Origin of the sequence: Halomonas urumqiensis (assembly GCF_003028575.1) — a bacterium.
Classification (GTDB): Bacteria; Pseudomonadota; Gammaproteobacteria; order Pseudomonadales; family Halomonadaceae; genus Halomonas; species Halomonas urumqiensis.
On record NZ_PYUD01000003.1, the window covers coordinates 346292 to 365793 of the forward strand.

Here is a 19502-nt window from a genome sequence, read left to right on the forward strand (position 1 = left end):
CCCGGAGGTTGTTATCTTTGTCATACAGGGCGCAATCACTCGCACATCACATCAACCTGTACTATTCATAATACATTTCCATGTCTAGTTTTATGTCTAGTCGAATGCCTGCGTCAAGTTTCGTGACATCATAAGGAATGTGCCATGAACCACACACACGTGACGTCCGTGGGCGGCACCAAGTCCCACCGGATCTTCCTGCTGCTCAAGGACGCGATCCTCAGCGGGCGCCTCCCTCCCGGCCGCAAGCTGCCTGGAGAGATCAAGCTTGCCGAGCAGCACGGCGTATCACGGGTAACAGTGCGGCGCGCCATGGAGGCCTTGCGCGAATCCGGGCTGGTGGCTCGCAAGCCCGGGCTTGGCACCGTGGTGCTCGAGCAGCCGCTGGATGCCACGGTAATGACGGCAAGCGTCTCGAACCTGCTACCCAACATGGTCAAGATGAGCCAGGCCTCGCAGGTCCGGCTTCTGGAGTTCAGCTACGTCAAGCCTAGCGAGTCGGTCCGCGAGGAACTCGGGCTGGGTGCTGGCGACCGCGTGCAGCGCTCGGTTCGCGTGCGCATGGCCGATGGCAAGCCATTCTCGTACCTGGTCACCCATGTGCCCGAGTACATCGCCCTGAACTACAACGAAGCCGACCTCACCAATACCCCCCTGTTCGCCCTGCTCGAACGCAGCGGCGTGCTGGTCGACCATGCCTCCCAGTCGATCTCGGCCACGCTCGCCACCCACGAGATCGCCGAAGCACTAGGGGTTTCGGTGGGCTCGCCACTGATCTCGCTGACGCGTGTGGTGTACGACGAGGAGGGGCGTGGCGTGGAGTATCTCGATGCGCTCTACCGGCCGGATCGCTACCGTATCCAGATCGACCTCAATCGAACCGGCGACGAGGAAGCCCGCTACTGGGAGCCCAGGACCCCGGACGCCGAGCGCGCCCCCCAGGCCCGCGAGATGTCGCCCGACGAGGCGTGAGGCGCCATCGCTTCACCGAATCGGACACGCTCACCACCTGTATTATTTTTAATACATTTAAACTACAAGAAAAAATACATTTGACCTGTGCCATGTTGCTGCGCTAGTTGTATTGTCATCATGCGGGAAACGCGACTCTCGCAATTCAAGCCCAACCCCAAGTCCTGACACTTGGACCTTATCAACAGGGGAGCCACGGCGAGCCAACCCACCATGACAATGCCAACGACACTGTTCGACAAGGTGTGGGATGCCCACGAGATCCACCGCAGCGAGAGCGGCCAGAGCCTGCTGTGGATCGATCGACACTTCGTCCACGAAGGGTCCTTCCATGCCTTCAACAAGCTGCATGAGCGGGAACTGCCCGTGGCGCGTCCCGACCTCACCTTCGGCATCGCCGATCACTACGTGCCAACCCTCACCCGGCACCTCGAGGAGATCGGCGATGCCAAGGTGCGCGGCATGATCGAACAGCTGTCGGACAACACCACCCGCCATGGCATCGCGCTGTTCGGCCTGAACGACCCACGCCAGGGCATCGTGCACGTGCTCGGCCCCGAGCAGGGGCTGACCCAGCCGGGACTGCTGATGGTCTGTGGCGACAGCCATACGTCCACCCATGGTGCCTTCGGCAGCATCGCCTTCGGTATCGGCGCCTCGGAAGTGGCCCATGTGCTGGCCACGCAGACCCTTTGGCAAAGCCGTCCGAAGCAGATGCGCCTGAACGTTGAGGGCCGCCTCGCCCCGGGCATCACGGCCAAGGACATCGCGCTGACCTGGATTGCCCGGTTGGGCGCCGATGGTGCGCGTGGCCACGCCATCGAGTACACCGGCAGCGCCATCCGCGACTTGTCGATGGAAGCGCGGCTGACACTGTGCAATCTTTCCATCGAGGGTGGCGCGCGCTGCGGGGTGATCGCCCCGGACGAGGCTACCTTCGACTACCTGCGCGGCCGCCCCTATGCCCCGCAAGGCGAAGCGCTGGAACAGGCCATGGCCTACTGGAGAACCCTTACCAGTGATCCCGAGGCGCGTTTCGACCGCGAGGTGACGCTGGATGCCAGCGAGATCGGACCCACCGTGACCTGGGGGGTATCGCCGGAAGACGCCCTGCCCATCGACCAGGCCGTACCCGACCCCGCCCGTGAACAGGATGCGAACCGCGCCCGCCAGTTACAGGATACCCTCGACTACATGGGCTTGAGCGCGGGTCAGAAGCTTACCGACATCGCCATCCAGCGCGTGTTCATCGGCTCGTGCACCAATGCCCGCATCGAGGACCTGCGCGCCGCGGCGGCGGTGCTCAAGGGCCGGCGCAGCAAGGTGCCGGGTATCGTGGCCCCAGGCTCCACCCAGGTGAAGCGGGAGGCCGAGGCCGAGGGCCTGGACCGTATCTTCCTGGAGGCGGGGCTCGAGTGGCGTGAATCCGGTTGCTCGATGTGCGTGGGCATGAACGGTGACCTGGTGGCCAGTGGCGAACGCTGCGCCTCCACCACCAACCGCAACTTCAAGGGCCGTCAGGGGCCAGGGGCCAGAACTCACCTGATGTCGCCCGCCATGGTGGCCGCCGCCGCCGTGGCCGGCCATCTGGCCGATATCCGCGAGCTCTGATATTCGCGAACTCTAGGGGAAGGACGAGCATGGAACCGATCAGGCATCTCGACGCCCTGGCATGCCCGCTGGCCCAGGCCAATGTCGACACCGACCAGTTGATTCCAGCGCGCTTCATGAAGGAGCCGCGCAGTGTCGGCTACGGGCAGTTCCTGCTCCACGACCTGCGCCACGACGCAAGCGGCAAGCCCCGCGGCGACTTCATCCTCGAGCATCCCGAGGCAAGGCAGGCAAGCATCCTGGTGGCACGGCGCAACTTCGGGGCGGGCTCCTCGCGCGAGGCGGCGGTGTATGCGCTGGTGGACTTCGGCTTTCGTTGTGTGATCGCCCCGAGTTTCGGCGACATCTTCTCGTCCAATGCGGTCAACAACGGGCTTCTACCGGCCACCCTGCCCGAAGAAGACATCGAGCGTTTGCTCGAGCACCTCGGTGACACGCCCGGCCGCCTGCATGTCGACCTGGAAACCTGCCGTATCCGGGCAGGCGAGCTGGACCTGGCCTTCACCATCAGCCCCACCTGGCGGACCAAGCTGCTCAATGGCTGGGATGACATCGACATGACCCGCCAGCACGAAGAGGCAATCACGCGCTTCGCCGCCGATTACGCGGCGCGGCACCCCTGGCTCAAGGCCAGCCCCGGAGACCCCGGCGTCATCGCCCGGGATTTCTGACCACCGGCAACACGATCACCCGCTGTTCACAAGGAGAACAACCATGAACAAGAGCCTGATCACTTCCCTAGGCATCGCTACCCTGCTGGCCTCCGGCCAGGCCATGGCGCTCGACCGCATCAGCGCGGTTCACGCCTTCCCGACCTCGCTGATCTACACCAAGAGCTTTCTCGAATTCGTCGACAAGGTGAACGAGCGTGGCGACGGCGTGGTACAGATCGACGTACGCGGCGGTCCAGAGGTCATCGGTCTGTCCGAGCAACCCGATGCGGTGCGCAACGGCGTGGTCGACATGGCCTACACGGCGGCCAGCTTCTACGCCGGCACCGTGCCGGAGCGTGACGCCATGGTCGCTTCGAACACCAATGCGATCTTCGCCCGCGAAAACGGCGGCATCGACCTGCTCAACGAGATCCACCAGGAGAAGATGGGCACCTACTATCTCGGCTGGTTCGACAGTGGCGTCAGCTACAACCTCTATACCATCGAGGAGCCGGAAATCGACGAGGACGGCAACCTCAGCGTTTCGGGCCTGACCCTGCGCAGCAATCCCGTCTATGACGCCTTCTTCCAGGACTACCTGGGCGCCCAGCCGATCAGCCTGCCCACCACCGATGTCTACTCGGCGCTGGAGCGCAGCGTGGTCAACGCCACCGGCTGGACCCAGATCGGCCTCAAGGACCTCAACTGGGACCGCTTCCTCAACTACCGCATCGACCCGGCGTTCTTCTCCACCGACATGGGGGTGATCGTCAATCTCGACAGCTGGAACCAGTTGAGCGAGGAATCCCGCGAGATCCTCCAGGAAGTGGCCATCGAACACGAGCGCGACAGTGCCGAACAGCTCGCCGAGCTTGCCAAGGAGCAGCAGCAGGAACTCGAGGATGACGGCATGCAGGTCTTCCGCCTGGAAGGCGAGGCCGGCGCCACGTTCTCAGAAGCCGCTCGCGAAGCCACCTGGGAGCGCATGCGCGGCCAGATGGAGCGCCACCCGATGGGGCTCGATCACTACGACGCACTGATCGAGAAGTTCAACGACCTGTGAGACACGACGGGCCGGCGATGCGTCGCTCGGCCCTTCACGTCCGCCCGGCTTTCGGCTTCACGCCCTGGACGACGCTATGCACTTAGTGAACCGCTGTTACCTGATGGTACTCAACGGCATGGCCCTGGTGGCCGCCATCATGCTGGTGTGGCTAATGGTGGCCATCGTGCTCTCCGTGGTGATCCGCAACATTGGCCTGCAACCCTCGGCCTGGTTCTTTCTCTCCACCGAGTACGCCATGTTCTACCTGACCCTTCTGGGCGCCCCCTGGCTGGTGCGTCAAAAGGGCCATGTCCATATCGAGCTGCTCACGTCGGTGCTGCCGCCCGCCGCCCTCAACGTGCTCAGCCGGCTGGTCGCCCTGCTGTGCGTGCTGGTCTGCGCGGTACTGGCCTGGAAAGGGCTTGACCTGGTGATGATGAATATCGAGCGCAGCGACTACGACGTGCGCGCATTCTTCGTACCCAAGTGGATTCTCACCATCGCCTTTCCCATCAGCTTCACGTTGATGGCGATCGAGTTCGCCCGCTTCGTGGTGGGCCCGGAAATCCTTCACAGCGGCGAAGCGGGGATAAAAGAATAATGGAATGGTATCTGGCTCTGGCCTTTCTGCTCACCATGATCCTGGTGTTCATGGCGCTGGGCACGCCCATCGCACTGGCATTCCTTGCCGCCAACCTGATAGGTGCCTGGCACTTCATGGGCGGGCAGAACGGTCTCATACAACTGCTCAACAACGGATTCGGGGGGCTTTCCAGCTTCAACCTGGTGCCCATCCCGCTGTTTCTGCTGATGGGTGAGCTGTTCTTCAGAACCGGCCTCGGCATGAAAATGTTCAATGCCATCGACCAGTTGATGGGCAAGGTGCCTGGGCGGCTCTCCTACGTCACCGTGGTGGGCGGCACCGGCTTCTCCACGCTCAGCGGCTCTTCCATGGGGTCCACGGCGCTGATGGGCTCGCTGCTGGTGCCCGAGATGCAGCGTCGCGGCTACAAGAAACACATGGCCATCGGCCCGATTCTGGGTACCGGGGGCCTGGCGATCATCATTCCGCCCTCGGCATTGGCCGTGCTGCTCGCCACCCTGGCCAAGATCGACATCGGTGCCCTGCTGATTGCCGGCATTCTGCCGGGGCTGGTGCTCGCCTGCCTCTACATGGCCACCATCTGGCTGCAGACCAGGCTGGACCCGTCGGCGGCGCCCACCTACGCGCTGGAACCGGTGCCGATGCGCCAGAAGCTCAAGCTGATCGCCACCGACATCCTGCCCATGATCAGCGTGATGGTGCTGATCGTGACCCTGATGCTGACCGGCTTCGCCACCCCCTCGGAGGCGGCGGCATTTGGCGCACTGGGGGCCATCGTGCTGGCGGCTATCTACCGCTGCATGAGCTGGGAGGCCTTCAAGCTGTCGGTGACCGGCGCCCTGAAGGTCACCTTGATGGCCTACCTGATCGTCTTCGGCTCGGCCACCTTCAGCCAGTTGCTGGCCTTCTCCGGCGCCTCCAGCGGCTTGATCCAGTGGGCCACCAGCTTCGACCTGGCGCCGATCCTCATGCTGCTGGCGATGTTCGCCGTGCTGCTGGTGCTCGGCACCTTCATGGAACAGATCTCGATCATGATGCTGACCGCGCCCTTCTTCTTCCCACTGGCCCAGGCACTCGGCTTCGACCTGATCTGGTTCGGCATCATCGTGCTGCTGGCGCTCGAGATCAGCTTCTCGACGCCACCGCTCGGCTTGCTGCTGTTCGTGATGAAAGGGGTGGCACCCGCCGGCACCACCATGCGCGAGATCTATGCCGCGGCGATTCCCTACATCCTCTGTTCGATGCTGCTGGTAGCGATCCTGATCGCCTTCCCGTCACTCGCCACCTGGCTGCCGGGGATGATCAACTCGAGTTGATCCGGCGGATTCAGGTGCCGCAGAAGGTCCGAAACACCTGCTCACTGGGCGGTGCCGGGCGGGCATGATCATCGCGCCCGGGCTGCTCGGTGAACGGCTGCGCCAGCACCTCGCGAAGCGTCTCGAAGGGGCCGAAATCATCATGCTCGGCGGCGGCGGCCAGTGCCTCCTCCACCTTGTGATTGCGCGGAATGTAGAGCGGGTTCACCGCGCGCAGGCGAGACGCGATCGCGTCGCTCGGGACAGCCTCCCGAGTCAGGCGCTCGCGCCAGCGGGGGAGCCACTCCCGCAGCGCCCGGTCATTGTTGAACAGCTCGAGCAGCGCCGGGGCATCCTCCTCGATGGCGTCCGCCAGGCGGCGAAAGGTCAGGGTGAAGTCGGCATGGCCTGCGTGCATCGCTTCATGCAGGTCGTCGGCCAGCGCCTGGTCGCCTTCCTCTTGCGTCGCAAGGCCGAGCTTTTCACGCATCACCGCCAGCCACTCGGCTTCGTACTGCGCGGGGTAGGCCTGAATAGAGGCAGTCGCCTTCTCCACCGCCTTGTCCTGGTCGTCATCGATCAGCGGAATGAGGGTCTCGGCGAAACGCGCCAGGTTCCACTGGGCGATCCACGGCTGGTTGCGGTAGGCATAGCGGCCACCCTCGTCGATGGAGCTGAACACGCACTGCGGGTCGAAGCGCTCCATGAAGGCGCAGGGGCCATAGTCGATGGTCTCGCCGGAAATCGAGGTGTTGTCGGTGTTCATCACCCCATGAATGAAGCCAAGCCCCATCCATTTCGCCACCAGCCTGGCCTGGCGGGCCTGCATCGCGTCGAGCAGCGCCAGGTAGCGCCCGCCCTCATCACGTTCTGACTGAAGGTGAGAGTAGTGGCGCTCGATGGCCAGGTCGGCCAGGGTGCGAATGGCAGCCACATCGCCCCGCGCAGCGAAATACTGGAAGGTGCCGACACGCAGGTGGCTCGAGGCCACCCGGGTCAGCACCGCACCGGGCTCGGGGACACGCCGAAATACCCGCTCACCGCTGGTCACCGCCGCCAGCGCCCGGGTGGTCGGCACGCCAAGCACGTGCATCGCCTCGCTGACCAGGTATTCGCGCAGCACCGGCCCGAGTGGCGCGCGGCCATCGGCGCCGCGTGAAAACGGCGTGCGCCCGGCACCCTTGAGCTGGATGTCGCGCACCCCGCCATCGCGGCCAGTCACCTCACCCAGCAGCACCGCACGGCCATCCCCCAGGCGCGGCACGAAGTTGCCGAACTGGTGCCCGGCATAGGCCTGGGCCAGCGGCGCGGCACCCGGAGGCACCTGGTTGCCGGAAAACCACGCGGCGGCCTGCTGGTCTTTGAAGGCGTCGAGGTCGAATCCCAATTCATCGGCCAGTGGACGATTGAAGGCGACCAGCCGGGGCGAGTCTACCGGCAGTGGGTCGAAACGCTCGAAAAAATGCGACGGCAGGTGGGCATAACGCAGGGTGAACTCGGGAAACATGACGGCTCCGGTGAAACGCCGCGCAGCGGCAGCGGACGGATGAATACCCGAGTATAAAGGTAGGTTTTGCGTTTATCGATAGCGAGTGTCGACAGCGAGCCAGCCGCAGTGCGTGGGTTCTCGAAGCGCCTGACACTTGCCACGAAATCACTGAAGCGCTCGCCCTGGATTTGACATCGGTTCGGCAAACCTTCATTTGAGTATTCATCCAACGCGCGGCGGCACAAGGCGATGTACTCCGCCGCGCCCGCAAGCTGGCCAAGGGAGACACCGTCAAATGAGCCACAACCTGTTCGAGACCTTTGCCGCGCGCATGCGCGAGCGTGGCGACGCCGATTTCATCACCACCCGCGAGGGGCGCCGCTACTCCTACGCCGATGCGCTCACTGACAGTGCGCGGCTGGCCGGGGCGCTGACCGAACTGGGTGTCGCCACCGGTGACCGCGTCGCCGTGCAGGTCGACAAGAGCCCCGAGGCGATCCTGCTCTATCTCGCCTGCCTGCGCATCGGTGGCGTCTATCTGCCGCTGAACACCGGCTATACCTTTGATGAGATCCGTTACTTTCTGGGTGATGCAGAACCGGCGCTGTTCGTCTGTCGCCCCAAGGTGCTGGACGAGGCCCGCGCCATCGCCACCGACACCGGTTGCCCCGCGGTGGAAACCCTCGGCAGCGAGGCCGATGGCAGCCTGATGGACAAGGCCCGTGACGCCACCCCGCGCGAGGACATCGTCGCGCTAGGCGAGCGTGATCTGGCGGCGATTCTCTATACCTCGGGCACCACCGGCCGCTCCAAGGGCGCCATGCTGACCCACCAGAACCTCGGCTCCAACGCCGCGACCCTGGCCGAGGCCTGGCACTTCAGCGCCGGGGACCGCCTGATCCACGCCCTGCCGATCTTCCATACCCATGGGCTGTTCGTGGCCTGCAACGTCACCCTGATGGCCGGCTCCAGCATGCTGTTCCTGCCGAAGTTCGACGCCGACGTGATCTTCGAGGAGCTGCCGCGCGGCACGGTGATGATGGGCGTGCCGACCTTCTACACCCGCCTGGTGGCCGACTCGCGACTGACTCCGGAGGTGACCGCCAACATGCGCCTGTTCGTCTCCGGCTCGGCACCGCTCACCGCCGAGACCCACGAGGCCTTCGAGGCGAAGACCGGCCATGCCATCCTCGAGCGCTACGGCATGACCGAAACCAACATGAACATCTCCAACCCCTATGTGGGCGCACGCCGTGCCGGCACCGTGGGCATGCCGCTGCCGGACGTGGAAATACGCATCACCGACCGCGAGAGCAGCACCGACGTGCCCGCCGGCGAGATCGGCATGCTGCAGGTACGCGGCCCCAACGTGTTCATCGGCTACTGGCGCATGCCCGAGAAGACCCGCGAAGAGTTGCTCGATGACGGATTCTTCATCACCGGCGACCTCGCCATGGTCGATGACCAGGGCTACGTTCATATCGTGGGCCGGGACAAGGACCTGGTGATTTCAGGCGGCTACAACGTCTACCCGAAGGAAGTCGAGCAGGTGGTCGACGAGCTCGATGAGGTGGCGGAATCGGCGGTAATCGGCCTGCCCCACCCCGATTTCGGCGAGGGCGTGACCGCGGTGGTGGTGCGCCGGCCTGGTGCCGAGCTCGATGAAGCCACGGTGATCGGCCATCTGGACGGGCGGCTAGCCAAGTACAAGCAACCCAAGCGGGTATTCTTCGTCGACACCCTGCCACGCAACACCATGGGCAAGGTGCAGAAGAACGAGTTGCGCAAGCGGTTCGCGGACGCTTATCAATAACAGCCGATCGATGAAAACCCAGCGATGAATACCGATCGATCGTTTCAGGAGACGACGAATGGCAAGCCGCATCACCTACTACTTCACCCCGGTATCGCCCTGGACCTACCTGGGGCATGCCAGGCTCGGCGAGATCGCCGCGCGCCACGGCGTAAGCGTCGAGTACGTGCCGGTCACCATGAGCGCGATCTTTCCCAAGACCGGTGGCCTGCCGCTTGCCAAGCGCGCGCCGGAGCGCCAGGCCTACCGCATGGTGGAACTCAAGCGCTGGCCACAGCGGCTGGGCATTCCCTTGAATGTGGAGCCGAAACACTTCCCCGCCGATGATCGCACGGCGGTACGGCTAGCGCTGACCGCCAAGGCACACGGCCATGACATCGCTGCCCTCACCCTCGGCATGCTGCGCGCCTGCTGGGTCGAGGAGCGCGACATCGCCGACCCGGCAACGCTTGTCGAGATCGCCGCGGCGTGCGGCCTGAGTGGCCAGGAACTGCTCGAGGAAGCGCAAGGCGAGGCGGGCCAGCAACGGATGGAGGAGGCCTGCGAGCGCGCACTGGCGGCGGGTTGCTTCGGCTCACCCTGGTACGACCTCGACGGCGAACCGTTCTGGGGCCAGGACCGCCTCGACCTGCTGGAACACGCCCTGAAAGCGGGCAAGTGACGAGCGCGAGTACCGAATGCTGACGTGAGCCAGGACGTCTCCCCGCATGCCTCGCCCGGCGCCACGTCACCGGGCGAGGCATCGTTCACCCCTTGGCGCCAGCCGGGTTCTGTTCGCCCTGACGGGCGCGCAGATGGTTGATCACCCCACCCACCGCCAGCAACTCGCGCTGGCGCTCGCTCAGCCCATGATGCAGGCGGATGTTGCCCTTGCCGACAATCTCGGCGGTCAGTTCCGGACCGGCGGCGAGCTGAGCGTGCAGGTCGCGGATCGCCACGCAATCGCCCTGCTCCAGTCGCGCGGCGTCCGCTTCATCGATAAAACTCAGCGGCAGCGCACCGAAGCACACCAGGTTCTGCCAATGGATGCGCGCGAAGCTCTTCGCCAGCACCACCTGCAGGCCAAGGTAGCGGGGTACCAGTGCGGCATTCTCGCGGCTCGAGCCCTGCCCATAGTTATGCCCGCCGACGATGGCATGACCACCCAGTTCACGGCTGGCCTCGGCACGTCCAGCGTAGTCCGCATCCACCGCTTCGAAGGTGAAGGGAGCCGAGGCGTAGACACTGCTCCAGTAGGGCATGACTCGCTGTCCCGCCGGCATGATGTCATCGGTGGAAATGTTGTCACCCGTGACGAGCAGCACCGGCACCTCGAGGGTATCGGGCAGTGGATGGAGCTCGGGCAGCGCCGGGGTGTTGTCGGTCTTCTGCAGCGGCTTGAGGCGTGCTTCCGCAAGCGGTAGCGGCGGCGTGAAGACATCGCGATTGACCACCATCCGTTCAGGCTCGAGGATGCGCGGGTAGGCCATCTCGAGGGTACGTGGATCGCTGATCACCCCCGCCAGCGCCGAGGCGGCGGCGGTTTCCGGGCTGCACAGGAAGACACTGTCTTCACGGGTACCGGAACGCCCGGGGAAGTTGCGCGGTACGGTGCGCAGGCTGTTGAGACCCGCCGCCGGCGCCTGACCCATGCCGATGCAGCCGTTGCAGCCGGTCTGATGCAGGCGCGCGCCGCTTGCCACCAGATCGCCCAGATAGCCATCACGAATCAGCGTCGAGAGTACCTGCCGCGATGACGGATTGATGTCCAGCGATACGCCGTCGGCTACCTGGCGCCCCTTGACCATGCTTGCCACCACCGCGAAATCGCGATAGCCAGGGTTGCCCGAGGACCCCACGTAGGCCTGATGCAGCGGCTCACCAGCCACCTCGCTAACCGGCACCACCTTGTCGGGGCTGGAGGGAAGCGCAATCATCGGCACTAGCGCCGAGAGATCCAGCGTCTCCTCCAGGTCGTAGGTGCAGCCGGGCTCGGCGGCAAGCGCCTTCCAGTCAGCTTCACGGCCGCGCGCGGCCAGAAAGCGGCGTGTCTCTTCGTCGCTCGGGAACACCGTGGCGGTGGCGCCCATCTCGGTGCCCATGTTGGCCAGCACATGGCGGTCCATGGCGGAAAGCCCATCGAGCCCGGGCCCATGGTATTCGATGATGGTGTTCTTGCCACCGGCCACGCCATGGCGGCGCAGCAGCTCGAGCACGATGTCCTTGGCCGAAACCCAGTCCGGCAGATTCCCTTCCAGGCGAATACCCCAGATCTTCGGCATGGTCAGGTAGAGCGGCTCGCCGGCCATGGCCGTGGCCACCTCGATTCCCCCCGCGCCGATGGCCAGCATGCCAAGCGAACCCGCCGACGTGGTGTGGCTATCGCAGCCCACAATGGACTGCCCCGGCACGCCGAAGTACTCCATGTGCACCGGGTGGCTGATGCCATTGCCGGGGCCCGAGTACCACACCCCGAAACGCTCGCAGGCACTCTTCAGAAACAGGTAGGTTTCGGCATTCAGGTTGTCGGCCTGCACCAGACCGTGGTCGATGTACTGCACGCTGGGATTGGTATGCACGCGGTCCAGGCCCATGGCCTCGAGTTCTAGCATCACCAGGGTGCCAAGCACATCCTGGAGCAACGCCTGATCCATGCGCAGGGCGATTTCGCTGCCGGGGGTCATCTCACCGCTGACCAGATGATCCCGGATCAGCTGCTGAGCCAGATTGAGCGGCTTGTGAGGCTGGTTCATGGAGCGGTCCTGTCATTGTTATTGGCTGTCGAAGGCGTTGTTGGCTGTCGATACGCGGCCTTCGACCATGGTCTGACTCTGAATTGTGTACGATTATTTGCAATCACCGCCAATATAGGCCTAGATTCGGCTTATATCGAGCGTAGTTGCATGCAACTTTTATCTATACCGGCTCCAGCGGGAGATCCACGGAGGCCCAAGCATGAGTGATGCCCATGAACCGCTGGCCAACATCGGCGCGCTGACCTTCGATGTATTCGGCACCGTGGTGGACTGGCGCTCCAGTGTGATTGGTGAAGGCCAGGCGCTGGGTCGGGCGCGAGGCCTGGACATCGACTGGGCCGCCTTCGCCGATGCTTGGCGCGGCGGCTATGCCCCGGCGATGGACCGGGTGCGTCATGGCGAGTTGCCCTGGACCCGCCTGGATGACCTGCACCGCATGACGCTGGATCGGCTGCTTGAAGACTTCGGCATCGCCGAACGGCTTGATGAAACCGACAAGGCACATCTCAATCGGGTCTGGCACCGTCTCGACCCCTGGCCCGACAGCGTCGCGGGCATGCAGCGACTGCGCCGGCGCTTCATCCTCGCCACGCTCTCCAATGGCAATGTCTCGTTGCTGGTCAACATGGCCAAGCACGCGGGCCTGTCCTGGGATTGCGTGCTTTCCGCCGAACTCGCAGGACACTACAAGCGTGATCCCGAGGTCTATCACAAGGCCGCCGAGCTGCTCGACCTTCCTCCCTCGCGGATCATGATGGTGGCTGCCCACCAGGACGACCTGCAGGCCGCCTACCAAGAAGGGTTCCGCACCGCCTTCGTCAAGCGCCCGCTGGAGCATGGCCCGGAGGCGGAAGTGGATCTCAGCGTGGACCCACGCTTCGATGTCGTGGCCAACGATTTCCTCGACCTCGCCGACCAGCTGGTCGGGCCACCGTCCGACACGCCGTGACAAGGCTCGATTGCAGCGCCCTGCTCGATGTCTGGCAAAGCTTGCGCGAACGCAGCACGATGTCGGCTACCACCTACCACGACAAGGAGCCGGTGCGATGAACATCGTGATTCCGGATGACTATCAGGATTGTGTTCGCACGCTGCAGACCTTCGGCAAGCTCGATGGCCACGATGTCACGGTGTTCAACGACACCACAACCGACCTGGAAACGCTGGCCGAACGCTTCCAGCACGCGGATGCGCTGGTACTGATCCGCGAACGCACGCCGATCACCGAGGCGCTGCTCGCCCGCCTGCCCAACCTAAAGCTGATCAGCCAGACCGGTGGCGGTGCGGCTCACGTGGACATGGCCGCCTGCAAGCGCCATGGCGTCACCGTCACGGCCGGCACCGGCTCGCCCCACGCCGCCGCCGAACTGACCTGGGGGCTGGTACTCAGCGCCATGCGCCACATTCCCGAAGAGGTCGCCAACCTCAAGGCTGGGCGCTGGCAACGCACCCTGGGCACAGGGCTCAGAGGGCGCACCCTTGGCATCTTCGGCTACGGCAAGATCGGCCGACTGATGGCGCGCTACGCCCAGGCCTTCGACATGCACGTGCTGGTATGGGGGCGCGAGGGCACGCGCACCCGCGCCACTGATGCAGGGCTCGAGGTAGCCAGCAGCCAGAACGACCTGTTCGAACGCAGTGACGTGCTGAGCCTGCACCTGCGGCTCAATGACGAGACACGCGGCATCGTCAGCGCCGACCACCTGGCCCGCATGAAGCCCACCGCACTGCTGGTCAACACCAGCCGCGCGCCGCTGATCGCCGATGGCGCGCTGGAAGCCGCCCTCAAGGCCGGCCGACCCGCTCAGGCGGCGGTGGACGTGTTCGACGCGGAGCCGGTAGTCACCCACCCGCTGCTGGAGCTTCCCAATCTCCTGGCCACACCGCACCTGGGCTACGTCGAGAAGGACAGCTACGAGCTCTACTTCGGCGATGCCTTCGACAACCTGCTGGCCTTCGCCGCCGGCAAGCCCGTCACCAACCTGGCTGAATGAGCCGATTCGACACCTGGTGACCATCGACATTTACCGACGCCGAGCAGGAAGCCGACTAACCCACCGGGCCTGACGAGCGTTACGTCTCCTGTCCGCTCTGGGTCATTGTCCAGGCGGTGTCACTGGTGAAATCGACCTCGTTGATATTGTCTGCCAGGAACTCCAGCAGCGCGCGTACTGCGGGCAGCACGCCGCGCCGTGTGGGGAAAACAGCATGAAGAATACCGCCCCGTGGTTCCCAGCCGGGTACCACGTCAATCAACCGCCCCGCCTGGAGGTCCTGGCTAGCCACCAGCAAGGCCAGCTTGACCACCCCGAGCCCGGCCAGGGCCGCCCGATGTAGCGTCTCGGCATTGTCGGTGACCAGCCGCGGCTGATGGCGAATCTGGGCAGTTTCCCCCTCCGGCCCGTCCAGTTCCCAGTAGTGCTGGCGGTGGACCTGCTCGAAGTCCAGGCTCGGCAGTGTCGCCAGGTCTCCCGGCACCCTCGGCCTGGGCCGTTCCTCGAGCAACGCCGGTGCCGCCACCAGGCGCTGGGGGCTCCTCGCCAGCACCTTCATGGCAAGGTCGCTGTCCTCCAGCGGCGGGAAGCGCACCCGGATGGCCATGTCGAAGCCCTCCTTGACCACGTCAATCCGCCGGCTGGTGGCCTCCACCTGCACCTCGACGTCGGGGCACTGGGCCATGAAGCGCACCAAAAGCGGCGTGATCAGGTAGTGAAGCAGGCTCGGCGGGCAGCTCAGGCGCACAGTGCCCCGTGGCAAGGTGAGGTTGCGCGCGATCAGTTCCTCGGCCGCCTGCGCCTCCACCAGCATCGCCTGGCAGTGACGGTAGTAGGCCTGGCCAAGCTCAGTGACCGACAGATGACGCGTGGAGCGATGGATCAGCCGGGTGCCCAGGCGCTCCTCCAACTGGCCGATGCGCCGGCTCAGCTTCGACTTGGGGATACCCAGGGCCCGGCCGGCAGGGGCGAAGCCGCCGTGATCCACCACCTGGACGAAATAGTAAAGGTCGTTGAGATCCTGCATGACGCTGCGGTCCTGTCGTTCCATTGGTAGAACGGACAGTGTAAATAACACCCCCTACCGCCACCACTGTTCTCCATTTAGGCTTTCTGCATCGGGCTAACGTGCTCATCACCAAGCCCCTCACCACCAAGCCCCTCACCATAGAAAGAAAAAGGAGCCAGACATGAAGAAGATCCACGGCATCTACAGCGCTCCCCGCGGCCACTGGGTCGGCGACGGCTTCCCCGTGCGCTCGCTGTTCACCTACGACCGCCTGGGTGCGCAACACCTGAGCCCTTTCCTGCTGCTCGACCATGCCGGCCCACACGACTTCACGCCGGCACGCCGGCCACGCGGCGTGGGTGCCCATCCGCATCGCGGCTTCGAAACCGTAACCCTGGTCTACCGGGGCGAGCTCGAGCATCGCGATTCCACGGGCAGCGGCGGGCAAATCGGCGAGGGAGACGTCCAGTGGATGACCGCGGGTGCGGGCATCGTCCACGAGGAGTTCCACTCCCCCGCCTTCACCGAGCGTGGCGGCAGCATGGAGATGGTGCAGCTGTGGGTGAATCTGCCTGCCGAGCACAAGTCAGCCCCCGCAGCCTACCAGACCCTGCTCGACGCCGATATCCCAAGGGTGACGCTGCCGGAGCGAGCCGGAGAGCTACGCGTGATCGCCGGTGAGTATCGCGGCCATGAAGGGCCCGCTCACACCTTCACCCCGATCAACGTCTGGGATCTGCGGCTTGAGCAACGTGGCGAGACGACCCTCAGGGTACCCGAGGGCCACACTACCCTGCTGGTAGTGCTCGAGGGCACCGTGCAGGTCAACGGCGACGCCGTCGTGCGAGACGAGGCCGTGGTGGCCTTCGAGCGTCAGGGCGACACGCTGCACCTGGAGACCAACAACGATGCCAGGCTGTTGCTGCTCACAGGCGAGCCCATCGACGAGCCGGTGGTGGGCCATGGCCCCTTTGTCATGAACAGCGAAGCGGAGATCCACCAGGCCTTTGCCGATTTCCAGGCCGGCAAGTTCGGCCGCCTGGCAGGCTAGCAGCCCTGCCCTGGAGAGCCTGACCCCACAAGCCTTAGCCGCCACGCTCCTGGCGGCTCATCGCACTGCCCGAAGCCGGGCGTTCCACCACGAACAGATCCGTGCAGCGGGCATAGTCATTGCCCGCCATGCGCCCGATGGGCTTGAGCCCCTCGAGGCTCACGTGGCGGCCATCCCAGATGGCATCGTCGACATGGATCGACACCACCTCGGCGAGCACCAGGTTGCCGGCAAGCGGCTCGTCGCCAAAGCGGATGATCTCGCGCAGCCGGCAGCCGAAAGCCACCGGGGCGTTGGCCACGCGCGGCACCGACACCCCCGGCATGCTGACCTTGTCGAGCCCGGCCAGCGCGAATTCGTCCTCGTGGTGGGGCAGGCCGGCACTGGTTGCGTTCATCTCCTCCACCAGCCCCTCGCCACTGATATGCACCACGCACTCGCCCACCTCGTCGAGATTGCGAATGGTGTCCTTGGGGCTGGCGTCGCCATCCAGCAGCGGCGAAAAACCGAGCACCGGGGGGTTGACGCTGACCACGTTGAAGAACGAGAACGGCGCCAGGTTGGCGTTGCCTTCACCATCCAGCGTCGAGACCCAGGCGATCGGGCGCGGGCAGATACTGCCAGAGAGTAACCGGTAGATCTTGCCGGGGCTCAGGTCGTGATCGCCAATAAGGTAGTCGCTCATATCATTCCCCTGTTGCGCTGGAAAACCGCTGGTAAAACACGAAGCTGATAGAACACCGCAGGTAAATCCAAATTGCCACACCTGCAGGCAAGAATTTGCGCAGTGCAGCGACCATCCTGATTCATGCGTTCGACATCTCGCCGAACCATGCAGGAGGATGACGGACATGAACACCCACTGGAGGGCAATGGCCATCGCACTGGCCCTGCTCCTAGCGCCAAGCGCCACCCTGGCCGAGGGCAGCGGCAAACTCCCCCACGAAGACCCGCTTCAGAGCATCGGCGCGCATTCCCAGGACCAGGCGGCTCGTAGCAGCCACTTCCGCCAACTGGACACCGACCGTGATGGCAGGCTCTCCGCCATGGAAGCTGGCGGACGACTCCCGGAAGCCTTCTGGGTACTGGACAGGAACCAGGATGGCTACCTGTCACCCAGCGAATATGCTTACCGGCCGTATTGAGCCACGCGACACCATGGCAAGACACCATGGCAAGACACCGGGGCAACCCAAGGGGCGAGTGCTGCGGCACCCGCCCTTCCTTTTGCTGAGTCAAATCATCCGTCGCCCGGCGTCCGCGCGGCTATAGTGAATCCACCGATTGCATTGCAGTGGAGGAACCAGACGATGTCGGTCCCGTCGTCGGCGGCCCGCAGCAAGGCCGACGACCTTCTTATCACGGTGCTCCGGCTGATCGACGATGCCGAAGCGGCACTGGCCACCGACCGCCAGTCGGCAAGCGCGAGCCTCGGGCAAGCCATGGCGCTTCTCCAGCAGGCCGACAGCCTCACCAACGCGGCCTTCAAGCCCCACGGCGGCCTTTCCAGCTGGCAAATCAAACGCCTGGAGGCGTATATCGAGGCCCATCTGGGCGAAACCATCCACACCCGAGACCTGGCAGGCGTGGCGCGGCTGAGCGCCAGCCACTTTTCCCATGCCTTCAAGCACAGTTTCGGCGAGACGCCGCGTGCGCATATCACCCGCAAGCGCCTGGAACGGGTCCGCGAGATGATCCTCTCAAGCAACGAATCGCTGTCACGCATTGCGCTTGCCTGTGGTTTCTGCGACCAATCCCATCTGACCCGCGCCTTCCACCGCGCCATGGGCGTAAGCCCGCTGGCCTGGCGCCGGCAATACGCCGAAGGTCCGCCTGAGAAAGTCGCATCCTGAGCGCTCACGACTACGGCGAGCGCTCACGCACCGAGAACACCGTATCCCCCAGGGTCAGCCAGCCCAGATAGGGATCCGGTGTCCGGCGATGCCCACCTTCTTCATGAAGGGCCCCAGCGGCCCCTTGGCGGTGGCCAGGGTCACGGCACCGGGTACCTCACTTTCCACGTGCCGGGCCAGTTCATCGTGGTAGCTGGTAACCAGCGTCTAGAGCGCCTTGCGAATCGCCTTTCCCGACAGGCCGGCATTCGTTGACGTCATGTCACAGGGTCGTCCCAGCGGTGCTCTGTCACTTCCAGGACATGGGTAACGGCCTGGGACTTGCCATCCCACACATAACGAAGATGCGGGCCCTGGACGGGTATGCTCAGCGCCGCTGGCCTGAGGACCGCCGCGCACTCGTGTCCAGGCTGTCGAACGCTGCGATAGAGAATCCCCCATGCCCCTTCCGCCCTGATACGCGAAGCGAACGCCTGCCCCTGGGCATAGGTCGCCGGGTCCGGGTCGTGCAGCTCGGGATGCCCCGCGCGCACGTCATGCAGCGCCTGGGTAACCGTGTTGATATAGGTGCGCATGGTGATCTCGACGGTGGCCTCACGGGTGGCCGCCAGAAACTCGGCCATGTGGTGGCGGGTCTCGGCAATCGCCGCATCCAGCGTGCTGGCGCAGTAGTAGACCCCATAGGTCCCATCGGTGAACCGCGATGGGCGTCCAATGTGGGTAAAGGCCGCCATGATGGAGGTGGAACCGGGGCCCGAGATACGATCATGAGGCGGAACACGGTTCAGTCGGCCCGCCTCCTCGAGCAACCTGTCGTTCGTCATCGCCTCGATGGCAAAGGCAAGCTCCAGGTCTTCCGGGTCCAGGGTGTCCTCGAACACCGCGATGGGCGGATAGGCACTGTTGACGATACGAAAGGCGTTGCGCCATTCCGGGAGGCGTGTCGCTATCACGCTCACCCCCTCACACTGTCCAGGTAGCGCCGGGTATCCGCCAGGTCCACGACGCGCCCATGCAACATGTACTCGAGTGCCGACTGCCCATTGAACGGCGGTGCGGCGTTAGCCTTGCACACCCACTCATAGGCCTTCTCGGGGTTGCCGCTGAAGACAATGCGCAGGGCCTTGTGTATGCCCATGAGGTAGGAGATACGCTCCAGGGTGTCATGTGGCAGACGCACCCCTGGCAGCTTCTTGTACTTGTGGTAGGTGGTATTGCCGATACCGCCCAGCAAGATACGTTGCTGGGCCGGCGTACAACCCCACAGCTCCATGACGTTGAAGAAGAATTTCAAGGCCACACGACCGGCTTCCGGGCTGGCTGTATCAGGGCGTTCGGGCAATGTGTCGGCGCGCATGGCGTGGCTCCTGGGAGAACA

General features: G+C 64.5%; 19 protein-coding genes. 13 read left to right on the forward strand and 6 right to left on the reverse strand.

Annotated elements, in window-relative coordinates:
- Window positions 1–144 precede the first annotated feature (144 nt).
- The 6 genes from C6V82_RS11410 (at window position 145) to C6V82_RS11435 (ending at window position 6201) form a co-directional block, all read left to right on the forward strand.
- Window positions 145–972 carry a GntR family transcriptional regulator gene (locus tag C6V82_RS11410; protein WP_102587129.1) on the forward strand — a complete coding sequence of 276 codons (828 nt, stop codon included), beginning with the start codon at window positions 145–147 and terminating at the stop codon, window positions 970–972.
- 213 nt (window positions 973–1185) lie between these two features.
- Window positions 1186–2583, forward strand: coding sequence for a 3-isopropylmalate dehydratase large subunit (gene leuC / locus C6V82_RS11415; RefSeq protein WP_102587130.1), 1398 nt, complete (start codon window positions 1186–1188; stop codon window positions 2581–2583).
- 29 nt (window positions 2584–2612) lie between these two features.
- Window positions 2613–3254, forward strand: a complete 642-nt coding sequence (leuD, locus tag C6V82_RS11420) for a 3-isopropylmalate dehydratase small subunit (RefSeq protein WP_102587131.1) — start codon at window positions 2613–2615, stop codon at window positions 3252–3254.
- Window positions 3255–3297: 43 nt separating this feature from the next.
- Window positions 3298–4299, forward strand: coding sequence for a TRAP transporter substrate-binding protein DctP (gene dctP, locus C6V82_RS11425; protein WP_102587132.1), 1002 nt, complete (start codon window positions 3298–3300; stop codon window positions 4297–4299).
- Window positions 4300–4375: 76 nt separating this feature from the next.
- Entirely contained in the window at window positions 4376–4882 is a 507-nt protein-coding gene (locus C6V82_RS11430; RefSeq protein WP_102587133.1) for a TRAP transporter small permease, read from the forward strand.
- Complete coding sequence (locus C6V82_RS11435) at window positions 4882–6201, forward strand: TRAP transporter large permease (RefSeq protein WP_102587134.1); 1320 nt, start codon at window positions 4882–4884, stop codon at window positions 6199–6201. The genes C6V82_RS11430 and C6V82_RS11435 overlap by 1 nt, the downstream gene beginning before the upstream one ends.
- Before the next feature lie 10 nt (window positions 6202–6211).
- Here C6V82_RS11435 and C6V82_RS11440 read toward each other — a convergent pair whose 3' ends face one another.
- The gene (locus C6V82_RS11440; RefSeq protein ID WP_102587135.1) at window positions 6212–7687 is read right to left on the reverse strand and encodes a protein adenylyltransferase SelO; all 1476 of its coding nucleotides are present in this window, start codon (window positions 7685–7687) and stop codon (window positions 6212–6214) included.
- A gap of 277 nt (window positions 7688–7964) precedes the next feature.
- Here C6V82_RS11440 and C6V82_RS11445 point away from each other — a divergent pair, with 277 nt between their 5' ends.
- Window positions 7965–9482 (forward strand): malonate--CoA ligase, encoded by a 1518-nt coding sequence (locus C6V82_RS11445; RefSeq protein WP_102587136.1) that lies wholly within the window; start codon window positions 7965–7967, stop codon window positions 9480–9482.
- A 58-nt stretch (window positions 9483–9540) separates the two neighbouring features.
- Window positions 9541–10143, forward strand: a complete 603-nt coding sequence (locus tag C6V82_RS11450; RefSeq protein WP_102587137.1) for a 2-hydroxychromene-2-carboxylate isomerase — start codon at window positions 9541–9543, stop codon at window positions 10141–10143.
- Between the two features lie 85 nt (window positions 10144–10228).
- Here the strand turns inward: C6V82_RS11450 and C6V82_RS11455 are convergent, their stop codons facing one another.
- Window positions 10229–12214: an aconitate hydratase gene (locus C6V82_RS11455; RefSeq protein ID WP_102587138.1), complete on the reverse strand. Its 1986-nt coding sequence runs from the start codon at window positions 12212–12214 to the stop codon at window positions 10229–10231.
- 202 nt (window positions 12215–12416) lie between these two features.
- Between C6V82_RS11455 and C6V82_RS11460 the strand changes: the two genes are divergently transcribed.
- Both C6V82_RS11460 and C6V82_RS11465 read left to right on the forward strand, forming a co-directional pair.
- Window positions 12417–13166: a haloacid dehalogenase type II gene (locus C6V82_RS11460; protein ID WP_102587139.1), complete on the forward strand. Its 750-nt coding sequence runs from the start codon at window positions 12417–12419 to the stop codon at window positions 13164–13166.
- 97 nt (window positions 13167–13263) lie between these two features.
- On the forward strand, window positions 13264–14211 hold the full coding sequence (locus tag C6V82_RS11465) for a D-2-hydroxyacid dehydrogenase family protein (protein WP_102587140.1): 948 nt from the start codon (window positions 13264–13266) through the stop codon (window positions 14209–14211).
- A 79-nt stretch (window positions 14212–14290) separates the two neighbouring features.
- Here the strand turns inward: C6V82_RS11465 and C6V82_RS11470 are convergent, their stop codons facing one another.
- The gene (locus C6V82_RS11470; protein ID WP_102587141.1) at window positions 14291–15238 is read right to left on the reverse strand and encodes a LysR substrate-binding domain-containing protein; all 948 of its coding nucleotides are present in this window, start codon (window positions 15236–15238) and stop codon (window positions 14291–14293) included.
- A gap of 163 nt (window positions 15239–15401) precedes the next feature.
- On the opposite strand from C6V82_RS11470, the gene C6V82_RS11475 reads away from it, so the two are divergent.
- Window positions 15402–16271, forward strand: a complete 870-nt coding sequence (locus C6V82_RS11475; RefSeq protein WP_102587142.1) for a pirin family protein — start codon at window positions 15402–15404, stop codon at window positions 16269–16271.
- A gap of 34 nt (window positions 16272–16305) precedes the next feature.
- On the opposite strand, the gene C6V82_RS11480 is transcribed toward C6V82_RS11475, so the two are convergent.
- Window positions 16306–16956, reverse strand: coding sequence for a flavin reductase family protein (locus C6V82_RS11480; protein WP_102587143.1), 651 nt, complete (start codon window positions 16954–16956; stop codon window positions 16306–16308).
- Between the two features lie 166 nt (window positions 16957–17122).
- Here C6V82_RS11480 and C6V82_RS11485 point away from each other — a divergent pair, with 166 nt between their 5' ends.
- Both C6V82_RS11485 and C6V82_RS11490 read left to right on the forward strand, forming a co-directional pair.
- Window positions 17123–17416 (forward strand): EF-hand domain-containing protein, encoded by a 294-nt coding sequence (locus tag C6V82_RS11485; protein WP_180978231.1) that lies wholly within the window; start codon window positions 17123–17125, stop codon window positions 17414–17416.
- Between the two features lie 165 nt (window positions 17417–17581).
- A complete protein-coding gene (locus tag C6V82_RS11490; RefSeq protein ID WP_102587145.1) occupies window positions 17582–18124 on the forward strand; it encodes a helix-turn-helix domain-containing protein in 543 nt (180 codons plus the stop codon).
- A gap of 257 nt (window positions 18125–18381) precedes the next feature.
- Here C6V82_RS11490 and C6V82_RS11495 read toward each other — a convergent pair whose 3' ends face one another.
- The gene (locus C6V82_RS11495) at window positions 18382–19077 is read right to left on the reverse strand and encodes an RES family NAD+ phosphorylase (protein ID WP_229843169.1); all 696 of its coding nucleotides are present in this window, start codon (window positions 19075–19077) and stop codon (window positions 18382–18384) included.
- A gap of 2 nt (window positions 19078–19079) precedes the next feature.
- On the reverse strand, window positions 19080–19481 hold the full coding sequence (locus tag C6V82_RS11500; protein ID WP_102587146.1) for an MbcA/ParS/Xre antitoxin family protein: 402 nt from the start codon (window positions 19479–19481) through the stop codon (window positions 19080–19082).
- Window positions 19482–19502 lie beyond the last annotated feature (21 nt).